The following is a 21,607-nucleotide window of genomic DNA, read 5'->3' on the forward strand; positions in this document are numbered from 1 at the left end:
CCTCGTTCTCGCTTAATGATACATACTTTTCATCATAGCGGAGCACTATTGATATCTGCCTGATAAGCTTGAATATAACATCCTCAAGTATCATGGATATGTTGTTTCTTACCGTATATACCCTGAAGCTGCGGTTGCGGAAATATCCGGGAAAAACTATACGTCTGAGAGCTTCGATAATTTCAACGATATCGTCATTATCGGGATGATCGAAGGTCTTTACTTCATCTATGGTTCTGTTGTTCTCATAATCCGAAAGGATATTTTTAGTGAGCGAGTTGATACTTTCTTCAAGCTTATGCATTTGCTTCACCTCATTATATATTGTTTATGCGTCTGCTAAGAACTTCATATTAATTATACTGTATTTTTCATACATAGTCAATAGGCTTTATATGTAACTTGTTAAAAATCACTCTGTCTTCTTGACATTATGAGCTTTTCGCTGTATATTTAATATATAATATGCACAGAGTGAGGATCGTTATGAACAGCAGCATAGATAATTCAATCACAGGCGGATTCAGCAAATGTATATGGTCGAAATTCCGCAAAGGCATTGAGGAATACAAGCTCATTGAAAACGGCGACAGGATAGCCGTATGTATCTCCGGCGGCAAGGACTCAATGCTAATGGCAAAGTGCATACAAAGGCTCCGGAAATACAGCGAAATAATCTTTTCCGCCGAATACATCGTTATGGATCCGGGATATGCTCCCGAAAACAGAGAAAAAATAATCAGTAATGCCGAAGAGCTCGGGCTTCCGATACAAATATACGATACACGAATATTCGAGTCAGCTGCGAAAGAAAAAAAGAACCCATGTTTCCTTTGTGCAAGGTTAAGACGAGGCTGGCTGTACAAAAAAGCCGAAGAACTCGGCTGCAACAAGATAGCTCTCGGACATCATTTTGACGATGTCATAGAAACTATTCTAATGGGGATGCTATACGGCTCGCAGATACAGACAATGATGCCGAAGCTTCACAGTGAGAATTATAAAGTCCAGCTTATACGCCCTCTTTATCTTATAAGAGAGAACGATATCATCAGTTGGACTGAGTACAATAAGCTTTCCTTCATACAATGCGCCTGCCAAACCACGAAAGCAGAAGGCAGCTCAAAGCGTGCTGAGATAAAGCAGCTTCTAAAACAGCTGCGTCTGACCAATCCCGCAGTTGATATGAACATTTTCAGGAGCGTTGAAAATGTAAATCTACAGACTCTCATCTCTTACCACAGAGGAGAAAGCTCCCACCATTTCCTGGATGATTTCGATGAGGGGCTAAGTATAAAGGGGACAAACAGGTTCTCAGACAAAAAAGCAGACATATTTTAAAAAAGAAGACCTGCGGCGGCAAATACGCTGTCACAGGTCGTTTCTTATTTATCAGACATTGTAGATTATCTCGGAATATGCAGGTATCGGCCACTTGGCTGACGGCATATTGAGCTCTATCTCATCGGCAATGCTTCTCATTATATCCATTTCAGCAAGAACCACATCATGGAAGAACTCAGCCTGCTTCTGAATGCCCGAAACTGCATTCGCTTCTGTAACGCGGGCTTCAAGGCGCTCGATAGACTCGTAGAAGCGGTCTGAAAGCTCATTGAGCTTCTTTGCTATCTTTTCATCTGTGTTGCAGGTAAAGCCTATCTGCTTCTTTGTAGCTATAGCCTCGCAAAGGGACTGAACATAATCCATTGCTGCGGGAAGGAGCTGCTTTCTTGCCATTTCTATCATGGTACGTGCCTCGATACGAACTGTCTTCGAGTACTTTTCAAGATGTATCTCTTTTCTTGCGGCTACCTCATTCTGATTGTATATCTCAAACTTGCGGAATATGCGTACATTCTTTTCGTCTGTGTAGTGCGGCATACAGTCAACTGTTGAAGCATAGTTGGGAAGACCTCTTCTTTCTGCCTCCTTTACCCACTCCTCGGAATAGCCGTCACCGTTGAAGATGATCCTTCTGTGCTCCTTGATAACAGTCTTGAGAAGCTTTCTTACCTCGGCATCAAAGTTGTCCTTGCCCTTGAAAGGCTCAAGTATCTCGGTAAACTGACTGAGCTCCTCACACATGATGGCATTGAGCAGAACATTCGGGCAGGCAATATTATCGGAAGAGCCCACCATTCTGAACTCAAAACGGTTTCCTGTAAAAGCAAAAGGCGATGTCCTGTTTCTGTCGGTGGAATCCTTGGGGAATGACGGCAGCGCATCAACACCGATCTTGAAAGCACGTGCCTTTGTCTTGTAGACAGCATCATCCTCGATAGCCTGCAAAACAGCTTCAAGCTCTTCGCCGAGGAACATCGAAACGATAGCAGGCGGAGCTTCATCAGCGCCAAGTCTGTGATCGTTGCCTGCGGAAGCGGCTGAAAGTCTCATAAGATCTGCATACTCGTCAACGCCCTTGATAAGAGCGCAGAGTATTGTAAGGAACTGGAGATTATCCATAGGAGTATCGCCGGGATCAAGAAGATTCTGACCGTCATTCGTAGACATAGACCAGTTATTGTGCTTGCCCGAACCGTTAACGCCCTCAAAAGGCTTCTCGTGAAGCAGGCATACAAGACCGTGCTTAAGTGCGACCTTTTCCATTACCTCCATCGCAAGCTCGTTCTGATCCGTTCCGAGGTTGGATGTAGTGAATATAGGAGCCATTTCATGCTGTGCGGGAGCTACCTCGTTATGCTTTGTCTTTGAATAGATGCCCAGCTTCCAAAGCTCCTCGTCGAGATCTGCCATATATGCAGCGATCCTCGGACGGAGATTTGCAAAATACTGATCGTCCAGATCCTGACCCTTCGGAGGCTTTGCACCGAAAAGAGTTCTGCCTGTAAGGATAAGATCCTCACGCTGATCATACATTTTTTTATCTATAAGAAAATATTCCTGTTCAGCTCCAACTGTTGAAGTAACTCTTGTTACCCTGTCGTTTCCGAAAAGCTTGAGGAAACGAACAGCGGTCTTGCTGAGTGCCTGCATCGAACGTAAAAGAGGAGTCTTTTTATCAAGGACTTCTCCTGTATATGATACAAAGACCGTAGGGATATAAAGGCTTCCCTCTTTAACAAAGCAATAGGATGTCGGATCCCATGCTGTATATCCCCTTGCGGAGCTTGTTCTTCTGAGGCCTCCCGAAGGGAAGGATGAAGCGTCAGGTTCACCCTTTACAAGAGCTTTGCCTGAAAATTCCATGATAGCCATACCGTTTGGCGCGGGACTGATAAAACAGTCATGCTTTTCTGCTGTTGAACCGGTCATAGGCTGGAACCAGTGAGTATAATGGGTCGCGCCTCTTTCTATAGCCCATTCTTTAATAGTATTAGCTACAACATCAGCGGTCTCCATATCTGCTAAGGGCTCGTTGTTCTGCATAGTTCTCTTGAGAGCTCTGTAGACATTCTTCGGAAGTTTTGTCTTCATGACATCTTCATTGAACACATTGCAGGCAAAAATCTCGGGAATATTTACTGACATATATTTTCCTCCTCAGAGCTTATAAGCTCATATATACAATACTCCATCATAATTCAAAATTATACCACTGTGCTGATGTTTTGTCAATATAAACCCATTCACGCAAAATGCATTTTTCATCTTGATACAAAATAAAGCATTTATGGTCGGGAAAAAGGTATATTCTGACAATAACAGATATAAAACAGCTGCCGTTCAGATGAACGGCAGCCGACCGATATTCATATATGTTTCTATCATCAAGCGGACTCGACAACACTTTCAAGCTTCTCATTCTTGAGCTCCTTGCTGTTGAATTCATCGGGAGTTGTGAATGTCGGGACCATTGAATGAAGTGCAAATACAGCAAGCTCTTCATCATTTTTAAGTGCAGCGTTGCGAAGAGCATCAAGGCGCATCGGGAATGTTGCTTCGTCTATCTCTATCTGTTTACCGATAAAGATGAGCTTATTTGATGTCTTCTGAAGTCCTTCTTCATTCATAAGAAGCTCTTCCTTTATTTTTTCACCCGGACGAAGTCCTGTAAACTTGATCTCAACATCCTTGTACGGCTCCTTACCGTACATACGTATGAGATTTTCGGCAAGAGTCACTATCTTAACAGGCTCGCCCATATCAAGAACGAATATCTCACCGCCGTTTGCGATAGCAGCAGCCTCCATTACAAGATTGACTGCTTCGGGGATCGTCATGAAGTAGCGGATTATATCAGGATGAGTAACAGTTACAGGCTTTCCCTGCTCTATCTGCCTCTTGAAAAGCGGTATTACAGAACCGTTGGAGCCGAGAACATTTCCGAAACGGGTAGTAACGAACTCTGTTCTGCCCTCATTCTGCTGTGCAAGATACTGAACGATCATTTCACAGCATCTCTTTGATGCTCCCATAACATTAGTCGGGTTTACAGCCTTATCGGTCGATATCATCACGAACTTTTCAGCATTGTGGAACTGTGCAAGAGACGCAACATTGAAGGTGCCGATGATATTGTTCTTTATAGCTTCCATAGGCGAGGACTCCATAAGAGGAACGTGCTTATGAGCAGCTGCGTGGAAAACTACATCGGGCTTATATGTATCAAATATCTGATTCATTCGGAAATAATCTCTTACAGAAGCAATAAGAGTTACCAGTGAAAGCTCATCACCATACTCCATTCTGAGTTCCTGCTCGATATCATATGCGTTATTCTCGTAAATATCAACAATAATGATACGGCTCGGATCGTACTTTGCAATCTGTCTTACAAGCTCTGAGCCTATGCTTCCGCCGCCGCCTGTGACCATACATACTTTTCCGCTGATAAAGCTCCTTATTTCAGTATTGTCAAATCTGATAGGATCACGGCCAAGCAGATCCTCGACCTTTATGTCGCGAATCTGATTAATGATAGTCTTGTTTTCGTCATCGAATACAAGATTTCCGATGAAAGGAACAACCTTTACGGGAACGTCTGTTTCCGTGCATATATCAAGAATCCTCTTGCGTTCGTCTTCAAGGCATGACGGGATAGCAAACAATATCTGCTCGATCCTTTTCTCTTTGACGAATTTACCGATCTCAGCGGTAGTTCCTATGACCTCAACGCCTTCGATCTCGCTGCCTATCTTGTCGCTGTCATCGTCAATGATACAGACAGGATCAAATGCGGTGACCTGCTTATCATCGGAATAAGGAGAATGTTTTGCGTTATAGATCTCTTTAAGGATAGTCTTGCAGGCCTGTCCGCCGCCAATGACCATTGTGCGCTTGCCGTTAAGGGATACGCTTTCCGATATGGTTATCATAGTAGTCTTGAACAGATAGCGGAACAAGCAGACAGAACATATGAGGATGATCATATGCAAAACAGAAAAAGCAGGATATAATGAATTATCAATAATGTATACTATTGCAGATGAAGCTGCGATACCTATTATTACGCCGTATACACAGCTGAGGTAATCCTTTCTGTTGAAATACCTCCAGAGCTTGCTGTATGCACCCGCAATTATAAGGCCGCCGATACAGCACATAGAGCTCACAGCTATAAGAATGACCAGTGTTGATTCATCGACGCCATGGCTTCGGAATGAAAGCAAAAAATTGGCAATAAGTGCCGAAACCCCAACAAAAAACAAGTCAGCTCCTGCAAGAATAACCTTTCTGATCTTAAAAATACCCAAAAGATTCTTCATAGTATAATCCCTCCGAAATCACAAAAATAAGTGATAAATAATACTTCGTACCGTGGAACGATCATAGCTACAAACAGAACTAAAATTATAATAAATATACGAAATATTTTATGCGTATATAACGCCCTTCTATGTTTATATGATTTTATTATACTTACTGTTCCTTTAAAAATCAATACAAAAAAAACAATCAATAAAAATCACAAACAAAAATCAGCAGAATTAACAAAACGAATACATCATTTAAGTTGTTTATGCATTAATATGTTCTGTCACAATTTTATCACAAGTATAACACGTTTAATTTATTACGTTCGGTTAATGTTTAAAAGGAAATCATAAAGTATTTAAATTGCTTAAAGCTTTTTATGTATAGCTAAACTATATCATCTATTTACTATTATACTGCCTTAAATGACTTTTTTCAATATATATCGTTCATTTGGCTGAAACTTCCATAAGGCGCCCCCACAAAAAAAGTGACAAATGTCACTGTGAAAGTGACGAAACTCACCTTACAATCCTTCGGATAAAATGCTATGATGTAATCAAAGAAAAACCAGCATAATCATTCAGAAAGGATGAAATATATGTTAAGAATAACCCTTTTGATCACTTTTCTTATCGCTGTTCCTTTTGCAGTCCCGTTCATTGTTATCGGACTTGTAAAGCAGTCAGATCTGAAAAAAGACGGGCAGAACGGCGGGAATGCCGTTCCTATCGTACCGAAACAATGTCCCAAGCACGATATGACAGTTTCAAATGTACTGTTCCTGATAGGTACTATCTTTGTAGTTCTTTCGGGACTTGCATTCGGAGTTGCAAGCTGGGTGCACACTTCTCACACAGGCAGAGCAGCAATTATCGCTGCCGCAGCTGCTATATCATACATACTGAGCTGTGTTATCGGAAAATTCCTCAGGCTCTCGGGAACTTCCATATCGTTTTTTATGCTCGGTACGGGATTTACCGCAACGATGATACTCACGGCAGGATATTACAAGCTTATGGGCGATTGGTTATCATTCAGCGGCGGCGGTCTCTATGCACTTCTTGCAATAGCGTCACTTGTCACAGCTGCACTTCTTTTTGTGAGCTGCGTTATCTTCAGAAAGATCGGTCTTGTTTATGCCGCACTTTCCGCAGCAGCATACACGGTTTACTGCACAGTTTTCCAGTTCTGCGGCACATCAGAGAGCAGAGGCATGGCTTTTATTATCATTTCCTCAGCGATACTTGCATTTATCAACGAAACTAAAATGCTGAACGGAATAAAATACGAGCTTCCCGTTAAAGTGATAGGCTATATATCAGCGTCTGTTTTCAGCTCGATATCTGTAATATATGTCTTTTCAAGCCTGCATCACCCAACAATAGCAAGCTTCTCTATAGTCGTTATAATAATTGCACAGCTCATTATCTACGGTTTCAAATACAATAATATAGTTCTTATTGCCAGCGAATCCATCACATCTGTATTATTTGCTTATATGATAACCATGAGTGTGCTTGAAACAGCCGATGACAGATACGGCGCAATAGTTTTCGGTATCCTTTCCGTGACCATCTATCTCATTCACCGCTTTGCAAAGCCATTAAACAATATCGCAGCAGAAATAATCACTCTTGCAAACATGATAATCGCTGCTCTGATCGCAGTTTTCTCATTATCAAGAGAGGGCTTTATCCCCGAGATCGCCATAGGGATTATTGTATCACTCCTTATCACAGACTATGTCCTTCACAGCAATAAAACTATACAGATCATCTCCGGCATAGCAGCACCCGTACTCCCCTGCTGTATAGCTTTTTCAGTCCTGAATATCATGCCGTCAGACTCAGATCACTCGGAAACCATCGTATTCTCAGTATTCATTTCTATCATTTTGGCAGTTACAGCTCTATTCATCTTCCTTCCCAAAATAGCGTTCGGTTTTCACGCAAAATACCTGCGCAGAAGCGATGCTGTACTTTACGCTAATCTCATAATATCAGGAATTTTCCTCATTGCGGCGGCATCAAACGATACGCTCCTTATCCTGCCTGTTATTCTTTGCATTTTACATTTTGCACTTTCAAACAGAGTAAAAAACAATATGACTGCTCTTATTTCCGCAATAACAGTAATAATCTCGGTTTATGAAAAGCTCTCGGCTAACTTTGAAAAGAACAGTCTTTCATTCATACTTTGCATGACAGCATTAACAGTAGCTTATCTTGCAGTTTCAAGATTTATCTACCACGACGGTGTCGGAGTACAAAAAAACGATAAGTTTGTCATCGACCCGATGCTTCTTACGGTATGGCTCGCAATAGCTTATATGTATCAGCCCGAAAGGATCAATATTTTCTTTGTACTTATCACTTCAGCAGCTTTCATAGCTTCATTCATAAAGAAGAACACTTCAAAAACAATGGCAGCCGTCCTCCTTACATCATCGGCAGTCCTCTCAGCATTCGCTCTCATGGCAAGACCCTGCCTCATTCCGGACTCAAAGGCAGTTTCAAGCAAGATCAATATTGCGATTATCGCCCTTCTCGGTATAGCCTGCCGCTTTATCTGGAGAGAGTTCAAGAGCGCTTCAAAGATATCTTCCGAAAGTATATTTATCATTTCGGTCACAGCATTGCTTTTTGATACTTTCTATTTCGATACGGCCGCAAATACAATATTCTCAATGTCAGTAATGCTTACGATCCTGATACTCTCTGTCAGCACAAGATCAAAAACATGGTTCATCACTTCTTCAATATCACTTTTCACGATCACCGTCTACGCAACAAGAGACTATCTCATGGCACTTAACTGGTGGATATACCTGTTTATGGCAGGAATACTTCTCATTGGCATCGCCGCAGGCAATGAATACTGCAAAAAGAATAATGAAACTATCAAGTCCTCCGTCATAAAGAAATTCAGCGGCTGGACATGGTAAAACATTCTGCGCTCCGCAGCTGCGGAGCGCTTCTTTTATTAAATAAGTGCAAATACCGATCACTGCATATTATTAAAATTACGTTAATTTTTTATATTAATGTTGCATTCTGACAAATTATATGCTATAATTAATGCAAAACATTAATTATATTTTATCTTAATGCCCTTGCAGATACGCAAATCGGAGATTTTCTCCCTGCATATCGGGCAATTATAGCATATCGCTCAGTTTATATGCTATAATTGTTAAGTACATTTATACTGTGAGGTGTATCATGACGGCGAATATTGTTTCAGCTATTTTTCTTACTCTCGGTCTGTGCGGTATGCTTGGCTCTGTCACATGGATACTAAGACGCGGAAACAGCAACAGACTGACTCATCTGTTTATCAGCTGTCAGTTATCCATTGTACTCTGGCTCATATCGGAGCTGCTGATACTTTGCTCCATCAACACCGAACAGCTCTGGGGCAGTTACCTGATAGGAAATTTCGGTATCAGCTTTTTCGGACCTCTCTGGCTCATGCTTTCGGCTGAATATGTAAGCGCGAGCAAAAAGCTCGAAAAGCTCATGCATTTTCTGCCGCTGATATCGGTCATTTCAATATTTCTTATTATCACCAATCCGCAGCATCATATGTATTACGCGGAATTTGACATAATCAAGGTCACATACGGTCCGCTTTTCTATGTATTCCAGGCCATATACTACATATGCATTATTACGGGAATAACTATGATATGCCTTAAACATACAAGAAGACAGGATCAGATAAGCAAGCAGTCTTTTTTGCTGATACTTTCTGCGGCAATACCTCTTGCCATAAATACTCTCACTCTTACGGGAGTTTTCAAGACATCAGTAACGCTCACTCCCCTGTTTTTCGTTTTTTCAAGCCTGCTTATCCTTATTGCGCTGGGAAAATACGGACTTCTCAATATAAACAGCATTGCTATCCGCGATACTATACAGAATATAAACAGCGGAGTCGTAATTTTCGATATAAACGGTACTGTTTCATATAAAAACAAATTTGCGGAAAGCCTTCCGTTCATAAAGAATATCATGACGCTTGGCGACTTCCTTAAAGAAATAGAAAAGATAACAAATGAGTCGTTTGATAACGATTTTGAGTCGATAGAGCTCGTAAACGGCAGTGAATTCTATAATCTGAAGCAGTCTTTCTGCGAAAACAAAACCGGAAACAAGGTGGCAAGAGTAATCACCATAAGCGATGTCACCGAATATCACGAGCTTGTCTCTGCCGAGAAAAAGCTCAGCCTCGAACAGGAACGCAACCGTATAGCACAGGAAATGCACGATTCGGCAGGACATACCTTTACAATGATAAGCTCACTTGCAAAGCTGATAAAGTTTGAGGCTCAGCAGGAAAAGCCTTCATTTGACAAAATGCTCGATAATATCTCGGAGATAGACGGTCTCTCACGAAGCGGCGTTACTCAGCTAAGATGTACTATCAACAATTTGCGGGATGACGAATTCATGACAACTATAACAAAGGCTGTGCAGACCGTCACAACTGCCGTCCGAGGCGTAGATATCGACCTGTGCATACAGGGCGAAGAGGATAAACGCTACAAATTCTGTATAAAGGAAATGTACGATAACTGCCGTGAGACCGTTACAAATGCCCTGAGATATTCGGAAGCTTCAAGAATAGATATCATTCTCAAGTTTCTCGGCGACCGTGTTGAAATGTATATTCTCGACAACGGCAAGGGCTGTGAACATATATCCGAGCACAACGGACTCAGAGGGATCCGTGAAAGGGCCGAAGCCCTCGGCGGTACGGCGAAATTCAGTTCCATAAAGGGAGAAGGCTTCAATACGATCATTAAAATACCCGTAAAAGAGGTGCAGATATGATAAAAGTTATATTGGCAGACGATGTTCAGATACTGCGTGCAGGTCTCAGTACCGTACTCGCAGGGGACAGTGATATCAAGGTTGTCGGTCAGGCATCAGACGGTAAAGAAGCCTATGAAATGAGTGTAAGGCTCAAGCCGGATGTTGTACTCATGGATATGAGGATGCCCGACTATGACGGAGGATACGGCACAAGAAAAATAAAGGATACGCTTCCCGATGTAAAGGTTCTCGTCCTGACTACGTTTGACGACAAGGAAACTGTGGAAAAAGCCATTTCTAGCGGCGCGGACGGTTACATACTAAAGGAAATGGACAATGATAAAATAATAAATTCCATAAAAGCTGTTGCGGGAGGTATAAATGTTTTCTGCGACAACATATTCAGATCCATCAAAAAGGATGTTTTTGTACAGCAGGACGCAAGAAATTACGACCTTACAGACCGTGAGATAGATTTTCTCAGACTTATATGCGAGGGAGCTGACAATAAGGAGATCGCTTCAAAGCTTTTCCTTGCGGAAGGAACGGTCAGAAACGGCATATCACGTCTGCTTGAAAAGCTCGGACTTAAGGACCGTACTCAGCTTGCAGTCTTTGCTATAAAAAATAATATACTGTAACGAAAAGCGGAAGCAAATTGCTTCCGCTTTTATATTTATGATCCCTTTTAATTCCCTATTTTTTCAATATCAGAGATTTTCGTTCTTAAGTGCGTCTATAGTATTGTCTTTTTTGATCTTTCTCATGGAATACATCATTGTAACGAATACTACAAGGAAAACGCTGAGGACTGCAATGGCTACAGCCTTCCACGGCATGGTAAACGGTGTATCTACTCCCCTGTTGACAACATGGTATATAAGGTAAGTAACGCCTGCGGAAGCTGGGATACCGTACAGCAGAGCCTTAGAACCGTAAAGAAGACATTCGAAATTAAGCATTCTCTTCATTCCCTTTGCGGTCATGCCAACTGATCTGAGCATTGCAAATTCTCTTCTGCGAAGATTGATATTTGTCGTGATGGTATTGAAAACATTTGCCGCCGCAATAAGCGAGATAAGCACGATAAATCCGTATGCGAATACCTTTACGATAAGTACGGTGTTTCGGTCGTCTTCAATATTTTTTGCATAATTGGAGAAATACTGACTTTCTATACCGTTTTCGTTCATTACATTGCGGAGAGCTTCGTATCCCTTGTCGGTATCATCAGAGAGCATGAGGTACTCCATACCGTATTCCTTTTCAAAATTACCTATTCTCATAGCTTCCCTGAAGCTGTACGGAAATACCAAAGGATTATCGACCATTCCAATAAAATAAGGCCTGTCATACAGAACTTTTCCTATATTTAGCTCTGCTTCGGTGGTACAATCATTAATATATATATCCTTTTCATCCATTGAACTGTAATATATTACGATATCGTCTTCATTTCTTAAATACGGGTAGCCGTCTATCTTGTCATAAGCATAATAAATCATGGAAACATTGTCTTTATTGAAGATATTAAAGCGAATCATCTTATCCTTTTCTTCATCCCATGCCATGCCGTCATCAAATGCCACGCCAAGGGGAGCTTCCCTGTTATAGAACTTATCCTCCGAAAGGCCGTATTTATGGAGCATATCAAGATATGCCCCGTCGTCAATAAACAATACAGGCATATATATCGCTTTATAGCCTTCACGAACGGGCTGACTGCTCACACTGTCCTCAAACAATGAAGAATGTTCTTCAAGCATTTTTTTATTTATGTCATCTTCGGGTACATAAACAGTCTGATATACCCTGAACATATATGCAGCCTCGGTTATATGATCGGTATTTCTGATAACTTTCAGAACATCGTCCTCATTCAAATTATCATCTGCCTGATTGTGCCAGTAAAGCATATAGTCGTAACTTGCACTGTCAAAGGCATCCACCGTAGCTCCCGTAAGATAATTGGTAAAAGCTGACGCTGAAACAAAAAGCACTATGCTCATAAACAGGCTTATTATAGTCGCCCTGTACTTCTTTTTATTGCGCTTGAAGTACTTATGTGCCAGCACTCCCGGAAGTCCGAAAAGCCTGAATACAAGATTCGGAGTTTTAATATGCTTTTTCTGCTTTATGTCTTCATTCTGTCTGATTGCTTCAACAGCCGACACCTTTGTGGCTCTTTTGGACGGTATCCATGCAGATATCCTGATAGTCACAAAGGCTATCAGCGCAGCTGCAGCAAGAGCTGCGGGTGATATGCATATACGCAGCGGTTCGGGATAATCAGGGTCTGAAAAGACCGAGAACCTGCTTCCTATTGAAAGGAATGTTACCCACATACCTGCAATTCCGAGAAGTATTCCAAGTGGAATACCGATCAGACTGAGAGCTGTAGCCTCAAATCTTACCATACGGCGAAGCTGCTTTTTTGTCGCACCGATAGATGAAAGAAGTCCGAACTGCTTTGTCCTCTCGGAGACCGATATTGCAAAAGCGTTATATATTAGCATTATCGAACCAAACATGATAAGTCCGACAACAATGCCCATAAGTCCGAATATAACACTGTAAAAAGAATTATGCCTCGAAATGCCGAGGAATAAAAGCAGCTCTGTGTTATTTTCTCCCGAAAGCCCGTTTTCTTTCCTGAAGTCATAAATATCACTTGCATTTTTCATACAGTAGAAAACATCATAATCAGTATTCTCATTGTATGCATCGGGAACTGTGAAAGCTGTATATCCCGGAGCAGAATAATCCTCAAGATTCAAACGCTTGTAAATTCCGACGACCGTATACTCCCTTTCTTCTCTTATATCAAGATATTCGGCTGAAAGTACATTCCCTTCGTCGTCATCCTTTGCTCTGAAAGGATTATTCTGGGTAAGGAGCATATCATTCATTTCAGGAGAATAACCGTCTGCTTCAGCAGCGGTAATAATGCCGTATTTGATAAGTTTGCCGATATCAAGCTTTCTGTCACCTATACCAAGAGTGATCTTATCACCCTCTTTTAATTTGACTTCGCCGTTTTTAGAAAGATGATCGGGAATAATGATCTCATTTTTGTTCTCAGGCATTCTTCCCGTCACCAAATGTACAGGGATCATGCCTTTCTCGTCCTCGTCAAGTCCCGAAATATAAAGATAGGGTTTATACTCGTTTGAGCTTCCTATATCAGCATAGCCGATATAGGTAAGTACTCCCACAGACTCTATCTTATCGGAATCATTGAGCTTACTGTAGGTATTATAGTCTGCATCGGCTTCATGACTGTGCCACTTTCCGTTGCTATACTCCAAAAAATTGATCGCATATTGTCTTACAGAAGCAAAAGACGTGGTAACAGCGCAGATAAGAGCTGTTGAAAGCATTATTCCAATGATCGTGACAAGAGTACGCATCTTGTTCTTTTTAAGAGATTTGACTGTTACCTTATCGAATATGCTCATTTGCGTATCACCTCGTCACGAATTATCCTTCCGTCCTCAATGGCAAGTATCCTGTCAGCCTGCAATGCTATGTTTTCATCATGAGTTATTATGATAAGCGTCTGATTATACTTCTGATTTGAAAGCTTTAACAGCTCGACTATCTCCTGGCTGTTCCTGCTGTCAAGATTTCCCGTAGGCTCGTCGGCAAGAACTATCGCAGGTGCATTCATCAGCGCCCTTCCAATGGATACTCTCTGCTGCTGACCGCCCGAGAGCTGATTGGGAAGATGTTTTTCGCGGCCCTTGAGTTTTAATATGTCAAGAAGCTCGTTCAGACGGTCATTGTTCACCTGCTGCCCGTCCATAAGCACGGGCAGCGTGATGTTCTCGGTAACATCAAGCACAGGGATAAGATTATAGAACTGATATATCAGGCCGACCTGTCTGCGGCGGAAAACAGCTAACTGTTCATCGTTCTGTGCATATACGTCACTTCCGTCCATATATACCTTGCCCGAGGTAGGCGTATCTACACCGCCAAGGATATGAAGCAATGTGGATTTTCCCGAGCCAGAAGGACCGATGATCGCTATAAATTCGCCTTTTGTCACCGAAAAGCTCACATTGTCCAGAGCGTGAACTTCATTCTCACCGCATCCGTATGTCTTGCATAAATTTTCAACTTTTAAGATCTCCATAGCAACTGCTCCTTTTTGAGTTTCTAAGATAATTATAATCAGTCAATATGACTTTACGGTGACTTAAAAATAACAAATATGTCACAAAAGAAAAGCGGAGATATTTCTCCGCTCAGACTGTGCTTTCATAAAATCTGACAGTAAACAGCGCTCCGCCGTCAGAAGAATTCTCTGCCTTGAGAGTGCCGTTCTGTTCGTTTATTATCATTCTTGCAAGAGCAAGACCGATTCCGAATCCGCCCTTGTCCCCCGAATCTCTGCCCTTATAGAACCTTTCAAATATATGGGGAAGATCCTCTTCGGAGATGCCGCTGCCGCTGTCACTTATCCTTATTTCGGAATACAAAGGATTGTGTGTTCCCGCAACGGTTATCCTTCCGCCTTCGGGAGTCTGCTCCATACAGTTTTTTACAATGTTGCCTATAGCCTCACAGCTCCAAGCTACATCACAGAACAGCTCACCGTCAGCTTCGATCTCAAGCTTCTGATCGCGAAGCTCTATGGGTATTCGGACAGGCATACAGGCTTTATCAAGAAGCTCCTGCATAGATATGCTTTCCTTGTTGAATCTTACTGTTCTCGCGTCAAGCTTTGAGAGCTTCAAAAGTGCGGTAATAAGCCAGTCTATACGTGAAAGCAGACCGTACAGCTTCTGAACTGTCTGTTCCCTCTTTTCGTATGTCAGATCAGGCTCCGAAAGCATAGATACAAGTATATTTATAGATGTGAGCGGAGTACGTATCTGATGAGAGATATCTGCCAGCAGGTCCGCAAGATATACCTTGTCGTCCATAAGCTTCGACTGCTGCTCCCTGAGTCTCACGGTCATCTTGTAGACCTCACTGCTGAGAAGCGCAAGCTCTCCTTCCGAGCAGCTTTCTATACTTACGCCGTCATCACCGTGCAATATGCAGTTTATTTTCTCGGACAGCTCCGATATCTTCCTGTATCTGAACCTATTCGTCATATAATGTATAATGCAGAAAAGAACACATACGCATAAAACAGGTATTACTATCCGCTTATCATATATCCACGCTGCTATGACCGAGGCAGCAGAAATAAACGCAAACAGCTTCAGTGAATCAAGTATCTCTTTGTTTCTCAGCAGCTTCATCACGCATCCACCTTATATCCGAGACCTCTTACGGTTTTTATAATATTCGGCTTCTGAGGATCGTCCTCTATCTTTTCACGAAGCCGCTTTATATATACCGTAAGTGTATTATCATTGACAAAATCACCTGCAATGTCCCAGATCGACTCAAGGAGCTTGGTTCTCGTCATTACAGCCCCTCTGTTGTTGATAAATACAAGAAGCAGCCTGTACTCAAGAGCTGAAAGGAAAAGATCCTTTCCGTTCTTGCTTGCGGTTCCTTTTACGGTATCCACCGTAACGTCCCCGATCTGTGTGATGTTACCTGCCGTTCCCGTCAGTCTCAGCACATTTTTTATGCGTGATATGAGTTCACGGGGGCGGAAAGGCTTTGCTATATAGTCATCAGCTCCGAGGTCGAAGCCTGTGACGGTACTGAACTCATCTCCTGACGCCGTAAGAAAAATAACAGGAAGACAGGTGCTCGCCTTTATGGCAGAGCATACCGCAAAACCGTTCCCGTCTGCAAGCGATACATCAAGCAGCACAAGATCAAAGCTCTCCTTTTCCACAAGCTCTATAGCCGAAGTCTGACCTTTTGCGTTTTTTACGCTGAATCCCTCTTTAGACAGGAATTCTATCAGATTGTCTATTATTTCCTTATCATCTTCAACAAGTAATATCCTGTACAATTACGATCGTCTCCTCTCAAGCCAAACAGGTAAAATCATCCCCTTATGCATTATAATATCACAAGTCGGAACAAAATGCAACGAAAAAATAAAAGCAGTTCATTCAGACTGCTTTTCAGAGAGATCATTCCCCTTTTCCGCAAAAGGTAAATTGACGATTATTATTCCTGCCGCTACAAGTATCAGTGCCGCAGATGTACCGATAATTCCCGACGGACTTTTCTCCGAAAGTATAAGATAAGACAATATAACTCCGAAAACAGGGTTCATAAAACCGAATACCGAGACTGTCGATACATTATTATACTTTATCAGCGTTCCCCATACGGAAAAAGCGACAGCAGATACGAGTGCAAGATATATTAGCATCAGTATACCCTCTATATTTACAACAATTATCCTGCCGCCAAATAAAAATCCGACATTCGTCATGAAAGCTCCGCCGATAATGAACTGCCAGCCGCTGAGCATGACAGGGTCTTCATCACGGGAATAACGCTTTATAAGTGCAGACGAAAATGCATACGAAAGAGCTGAAAGAAATACAAAGCCTTCTCCTGTCAGTCTGAAACCGCCCCTCAGACCGCTTATATTCATAAGGATAATACCTGAAAATCCGACTATACAGCCGCATATTTTCCGCAAAGCGAGCTTTTCCGTCCTGAAAACAAGTGCTGCCACCATTATGGACAAAAATACATTTGACGCTGTTATAACAGAGCTTTTCATACCCGTGCTTCGGGACAGACCGATATAAAAGAAGGTATATTGCAGTATTGTCTGAAAAAGCGAAAGCTTCAAAGCCTTATGGACTGAACCGACTCTGATGATAAGCGGTCTGCGGGATATAAAGCTGCCGATAACAAGTGCAATTATACCTGCAAGTATAAACCGCAGTCCTGCATAGAATATCTGTGAAAATGTATCGTCAGCAGCAATATGCGAGAACCTGCATCCAAGCTTTATACACGGGAATGCGCTTCCCCACAGCAGACAGCAAAGCATTGCAAGCAGAAAGACTGCTGCTCTGTTTTTGAGTATTTCCTTAGTTTTCATTGAAAGCTCCTTCAATAAGCTTACCTTCTCTTTTAGCTTTGTTCAAAAGCTCCTGACACAGCCTGTTCATTTCTCCGAATTTTTCGGCAGCACATATGACCGTATCACAGGAATCCATAAGTTTTAGCGCTTTTTTATAATTCTCGTCGGATACGGGTTCAAAAGCCTTTTCGGAGATCAATTCCGCTGCAAGTGCAGAAGCAGCAGGATATTCTATATCATTTTCATGTATTACACCTGCCGCAAAAGGTATTCTGAGCCTTCTGAGCTTGCGGTAAACAGCTATGCCGCTTCCTCCGCCGCCAATGACAAATACTTTGGGTGCGCCGTGGAGCTTCAATAGTTCGGGAGTACCGTAATACGCGCACAGGCTTCCTTTTTTAATGCCGTACAGCTCCTCGATATAACCGCCTGTGAATATTTCCTCGGGAGTTCCGAATCTGTCGGGGCGCTCCCCTTTTATGCACAGTATCTTATCTGAAACGCGCTGAGCAAGGTCAAGTTCATGGAGTGACATTATTATGGCAGTATTGTTTTCGTGAGCAAGCTTTTTCAGTATATCCATAAGCTCAAGCTTGTACTTTATATCGAGAAACGTCGCAGGCTCATCAAGTATCAGTATCTTAGGCTCACGGCAGACAGCTCCTGCAATGAGCACTCTCTGCCGCTGACCGTCGCTCACTCTGTCAAAATCACAGTCCGCTATACTTTCTGTATCCGTCTTCTTAATGGCTTCATCGACTTTCTTCTTATCATCAGCGGACAATACTCCGAGCCTGCCTGTATAGGGATATCTTCCCATTTCCACGACATCTCTGCACCGCATATATTCTGTTCTTACCCTGCCTGTGAGAAGAACGGCAGCAGACCTTGCAAGCTCGTTCCCGCTGAGCTCCTCCAGTTTGTTTTCTCCGATATATACGGCTCCGCCGAGAGGGGCGAGCTGTCGGCAAAGAGTTTTAAGTATCGTTGATTTTCCTGCGCCGTTAGGCCCGATCAGCGTTAGTATCTTTCCGCACTCCGCCGTTATCTCAATGCCGCTTATAACAAGCTTTTTCCCGTAGCCTACCGAAAGATCATGCGTACTAAGTCCTATTTCAGCCATTTTCCTTCCACCTCTCTCTGTTCAGGAGCATATATATGACCACAGGTGCGCCGAAAACAGATGTGACCGTACTTATACTGAGCTCCGCAGGTGCAAATAAAGTTCTTGTTATGAGGTCGCAGAACAGACAGAAAACCGCTCCGCCAAGAAAACTTGCAGGTATTATAAAAACAGGTCTGGCAGTCCTGAAAATGCTTTTTATAAGGTGAGGAACAGCTACTCCGACGAAGGAAACAGGTCCTGCAAAAGCTGTAACGCAAGCCGAAAGCAGACTTGAAAGAAGTATCAGTGATATTCTGAACGCTCTGATATGTACTCCCGAATTGCGGGCGTATTCTTCACCGAGCTGATATGCGCTCATGGGCTTTGAAAGCATGAATGCAAAAATACATACGGGAACGGTTATGCAGGCAGAGGTCATAACTTCCGGGCTGCCTATACCCGAAAAGCTTCCCATTGACCAGTTGTGGAGATTAACTATATTGGAATCATCGGAAAAATTCACAACAAGGTCTGTCACAGCCGAGCAGATATAGCCTATCATAACTCCGCAGACGATAAGTACGGACATACGCCTCACCCTTGCGGAAATAAGGAGTATGATCCCCATGGAAAGGAGCGAGCCCGCAAATGCCGCCAAGACCATTTCAGCAGAATTGGCTGCAAATCCGTGTGAAAGCGATATCACCATAAGCAAAGCTACCGACAGCTTTGCTCCCGAGGATATGCCGAGTATATACGGACCAGCGATGGGATTTGCAAAGAAGTTTTGCAGAAGGAATCCTGCCACCGCAAGCGCTCCGCCAAGTATCGAAGCCGCCGCAGTACGCGGTATACGCAGTCCCGTTATGATATTATAGGCTATTTTGTCATTTTCGGGGAAACGCAGAGCAGACCACAATCTCCGGAGCGATATATCGGCGCTTCCGATGCATATATTCAGAATAATGAGCACAATAAGAAGAACTGCCAGTACAAGATAGCTTATCACAATACGTTGACGCCGTGTATCCATTACTGCTCCTCCAGACGATACAAATAAGTCATTTTATCCTCAGCTTCACCGACAAAAATGCTGTGAAGCTCCTTTATCATATCAGCAGCACCTGTGGTCTGCTGAAACATATTCTTTTCAGTACACCATACATCGCCAGTTTTTACTGCCTTGAACTCACTGAGCATAGGATATTTTTCCATAAGCTCGTTCAGGGAGGCTATCTCCCCAAGGATCGTGCTGTTGTATATAAGGATATCCGCATCCCACGCTTTTTCGCAGAATACTTCGGGCTGGACCGTCATGGTCGACAACGCGTTTTCATCCGTACCAAGATCATTGCTGTCAAATATGTACTCTCCGCCTGCCATTCTCATCATTTCGGGAACATAATCATTAGGCTTTCGTATGACAACTCCGCCTGAGGAGTTGATGTAAAAGAAAGCAGCCTTTTTATCTGTCTTTTCAGATGAAAGTATCTCTTCTATCTGCGATATCTTACTGTTGAAAAGCTCGTTTGCCCTTTCCTCGCAGCCGAAAAGTATACCGTAAAGCTTTATCCACTCCATTCGTCCGAGAGGATCCGTTTCATAGCTTGAACGCTCCACAAGAACAGGTATTCCCAGTTCTTCAAGCTTTTCCTTGACCTCGGGACTGTGATATATCATTGTGGATTCTATAGCAAGGGAGCAGTCAGCCTCCATAAGCGCCTCATAATCGGGAGCACTGTACTTGCCGACGTAATACATTTCACCCTTGTCTATAGCCTCTTTAACAGACGGCAGCGCCCAGTCATCGTATTTTGTTGATGTCATCATGACACTGCCGAGAGCTCCTGCTCCGTCTATGAGGTCCATAGCCGAGGAAGCGGCGTTATATACATTTTCAACAGGCTGTCTGATAACAGCCGAGCCGCCGGTATCCGAGGGTATTGCAGCATTTTCGGGAACTACTGTATAGCGGTCTGCGCCTATAGTAACGGAAATACAGCCGTTATCAAGATATTCCGCCGAAAATTCCTTTGCATACCTGAGTTCGAGCTTGTTAAGGGCAGTATTATCATCTTTTTCAGCGTTCAGCCTTGTACAGCCGCATAAAAACAATACGGCAAAAGTATATATCAGCCTTTTCATTTCACTTGTTCACGGAAGCAGAGTCAAAGAAAAGCGTATACTCTATCTCGTGGGGAGTGCTCATAGCAGTCGTATCAGCCGAAATTTTCATTTTATAGTCAAAGCCCTCAACAGGTATCTCAAATACAGAGAACTCATCAGTGCTGACAGGCATGATCTTGTCGCCGCCGACTACCATATAATCATATTTGTTGCTGCTCCATACTATTTCAGCAAAAGCCTTTCCGTCCTTTATGGTAAGCTTTGCAGGTGACTGCACCGACGCCTTGCCCGACCCCCCTTCCAGCTTTACATCTACCATGTATTCACCGTCTTCAAGTGAAAGGGAGTCAACAGTTACGAACATATCCTCTGAAAAAGCTTCCTTGGGGAGCGAATCTGCACGAAATACCAGCTTTCTTCCATACCACTGCTCCTTGCGCCTGCTGAACGCGGCGCAGTCGATCTCCTTGTCAAGAGCTTCCACAGGAACAGTAAATGATACAACATCATCTGCCGTTTCAGCAGCTATTCTGTCGCTTTCGACAGCTTTTCCCGCTTCTTCCTCAGTACCCATGTAAAGATATTCGTAGCCGCTGCCGCTCATTGTCATTTTCGCCGTCATTTTTCCGTCTGCAACGACGAGCTTGCAGGCAGTTATCTTAAACATTGACGAGCTTGAATCAACTTTTATGTCATATTCTCCAGATTTAACTGAATCGGCATATACTGCTTCCATGCCCTCAAAGCCTACTTCAATCTGAGCAGCTGTTACTTTCTCGGCAGTTGTTTCGGTTGTTGGTTCACTTGCTGTTGTCTGCGGAGCTGTTGTGGTTTTGATCTCGGCAGTATAATCTGAATTGTCCGAGCATGAACCGAACAGAGAAGTAATAAGAATTGCGGCTGATAATATAGCAACTTTTTTCATAATATCACCTT

Annotated in this window: 15 protein-coding genes and 1 pseudogene; 4 read left to right on the top strand and 12 right to left on the bottom strand. The window is 42.8% G+C overall.

The window, feature by feature from the left end; genetic code table 11:
- Nucleotides 1-304 (bottom strand): annotated as a pseudogene (locus Q0R37_RS02845) (serine acetyltransferase); the annotation flags it as partial.
- A gap of 182 nt (nucleotides 305-486) precedes the next feature.
- Between Q0R37_RS02845 and Q0R37_RS02850 the strand changes: the two are divergent.
- A complete protein-coding gene (locus Q0R37_RS02850) occupies nucleotides 487-1,341 on the top strand; it encodes an ATP-binding protein (RefSeq protein ID WP_294750912.1) in 855 nt (284 codons plus the stop codon).
- A 51-nt stretch (nucleotides 1,342-1,392) separates the two neighbouring features.
- Here Q0R37_RS02850 and Q0R37_RS02855 read toward each other — a convergent pair whose 3' ends face one another.
- Together Q0R37_RS02855 and Q0R37_RS02860 are read right to left on the bottom strand one after the other, a co-directional pair.
- Nucleotides 1,393-3,489: a glutamine synthetase III gene (locus Q0R37_RS02855; protein WP_294750915.1), complete on the bottom strand. Its 2,097-nt coding sequence runs from the start codon at nucleotides 3,487-3,489 to the stop codon at nucleotides 1,393-1,395.
- A gap of 239 nt (nucleotides 3,490-3,728) precedes the next feature.
- Nucleotides 3,729-5,666: a nucleoside-diphosphate sugar epimerase/dehydratase gene (locus tag Q0R37_RS02860; RefSeq protein WP_294750917.1), complete on the bottom strand. Its 1,938-nt coding sequence runs from the start codon at nucleotides 5,664-5,666 to the stop codon at nucleotides 3,729-3,731.
- A gap of 590 nt (nucleotides 5,667-6,256) precedes the next feature.
- On the opposite strand from Q0R37_RS02860, the gene Q0R37_RS02865 reads away from it, so the two are divergent.
- From Q0R37_RS02865 to Q0R37_RS02875, 3 genes are all read left to right on the top strand, one after another.
- Nucleotides 6,257-8,602, top strand: coding sequence for a hypothetical protein (locus tag Q0R37_RS02865; RefSeq protein ID WP_294750920.1), 2,346 nt, complete (start codon nucleotides 6,257-6,259; stop codon nucleotides 8,600-8,602).
- Nucleotides 8,603-8,879: 277 nt separating this feature from the next.
- Nucleotides 8,880-10,493 (top strand): histidine kinase N-terminal 7TM domain-containing protein, encoded by a 1,614-nt coding sequence (locus Q0R37_RS02870; protein ID WP_294750922.1) that lies wholly within the window; start codon nucleotides 8,880-8,882, stop codon nucleotides 10,491-10,493.
- Complete coding sequence (locus tag Q0R37_RS02875; RefSeq protein WP_294750925.1) at nucleotides 10,490-11,116, top strand: response regulator transcription factor; 627 nt, start codon at nucleotides 10,490-10,492, stop codon at nucleotides 11,114-11,116. The genes Q0R37_RS02870 and Q0R37_RS02875 overlap by 4 nt, the downstream gene beginning before the upstream one ends.
- 69 nt (nucleotides 11,117-11,185) lie before the next feature.
- On the opposite strand, the gene Q0R37_RS02880 is transcribed toward Q0R37_RS02875, so the two are convergent.
- The 9 genes from Q0R37_RS02880 to Q0R37_RS02920 form a co-directional block, all read right to left on the bottom strand.
- A complete protein-coding gene (locus tag Q0R37_RS02880) occupies nucleotides 11,186-13,933 on the bottom strand; it encodes an ABC transporter permease (RefSeq protein WP_294750928.1) in 2,748 nt (915 codons plus the stop codon).
- A complete protein-coding gene (locus Q0R37_RS02885; protein ID WP_294750931.1) occupies nucleotides 13,930-14,613 on the bottom strand; it encodes an ABC transporter ATP-binding protein in 684 nt (227 codons plus the stop codon). Before Q0R37_RS02885 ends, Q0R37_RS02880 begins: the two co-directional genes overlap by 4 nt.
- Before the next feature lie 112 nt (nucleotides 14,614-14,725).
- Nucleotides 14,726-15,730 (bottom strand): HAMP domain-containing sensor histidine kinase, encoded by a 1,005-nt coding sequence (locus Q0R37_RS02890; protein ID WP_294750933.1) that lies wholly within the window; start codon nucleotides 15,728-15,730, stop codon nucleotides 14,726-14,728.
- Entirely contained in the window at nucleotides 15,730-16,401 is a 672-nt protein-coding gene (locus Q0R37_RS02895) for a response regulator transcription factor (protein WP_294750936.1), read from the bottom strand. Before Q0R37_RS02895 ends, Q0R37_RS02890 begins: the two co-directional genes overlap by 1 nt.
- Nucleotides 16,402-16,500: 99 nt before the next feature.
- The gene (locus Q0R37_RS02900; RefSeq protein WP_294750940.1) at nucleotides 16,501-17,457 is read right to left on the bottom strand and encodes a DMT family transporter; all 957 of its coding nucleotides are present in this window, start codon (nucleotides 17,455-17,457) and stop codon (nucleotides 16,501-16,503) included.
- Nucleotides 17,447-18,562, bottom strand: a complete 1,116-nt coding sequence (locus Q0R37_RS02905) for an ABC transporter ATP-binding protein (protein ID WP_294750943.1) — start codon at nucleotides 18,560-18,562, stop codon at nucleotides 17,447-17,449. The genes Q0R37_RS02900 and Q0R37_RS02905 overlap by 11 nt, the downstream gene beginning before the upstream one ends.
- Entirely contained in the window at nucleotides 18,555-19,577 is a 1,023-nt protein-coding gene (locus Q0R37_RS02910; protein ID WP_294750946.1) for an iron ABC transporter permease, read from the bottom strand. The genes Q0R37_RS02905 and Q0R37_RS02910 overlap by 8 nt, the downstream gene beginning before the upstream one ends.
- Nucleotides 19,577-20,689 (bottom strand): ABC transporter substrate-binding protein, encoded by a 1,113-nt coding sequence (locus Q0R37_RS02915; RefSeq protein WP_294750948.1) that lies wholly within the window; start codon nucleotides 20,687-20,689, stop codon nucleotides 19,577-19,579. The genes Q0R37_RS02910 and Q0R37_RS02915 overlap by 1 nt, the downstream gene beginning before the upstream one ends.
- A gap of 1 nt (nucleotide 20,690) precedes the next feature.
- Nucleotides 20,691-21,596 (bottom strand): hypothetical protein, encoded by a 906-nt coding sequence (locus Q0R37_RS02920; RefSeq protein WP_294750950.1) that lies wholly within the window; start codon nucleotides 21,594-21,596, stop codon nucleotides 20,691-20,693.
- Between the last annotated feature and the right edge of the window lie 11 nt (nucleotides 21,597-21,607).

The organism is uncultured Ruminococcus sp., assembly GCF_946415235.1.
In the GTDB taxonomy this organism is placed as follows: domain Bacteria; phylum Bacillota; class Clostridia; order Oscillospirales; family Ruminococcaceae; genus Ruminococcus.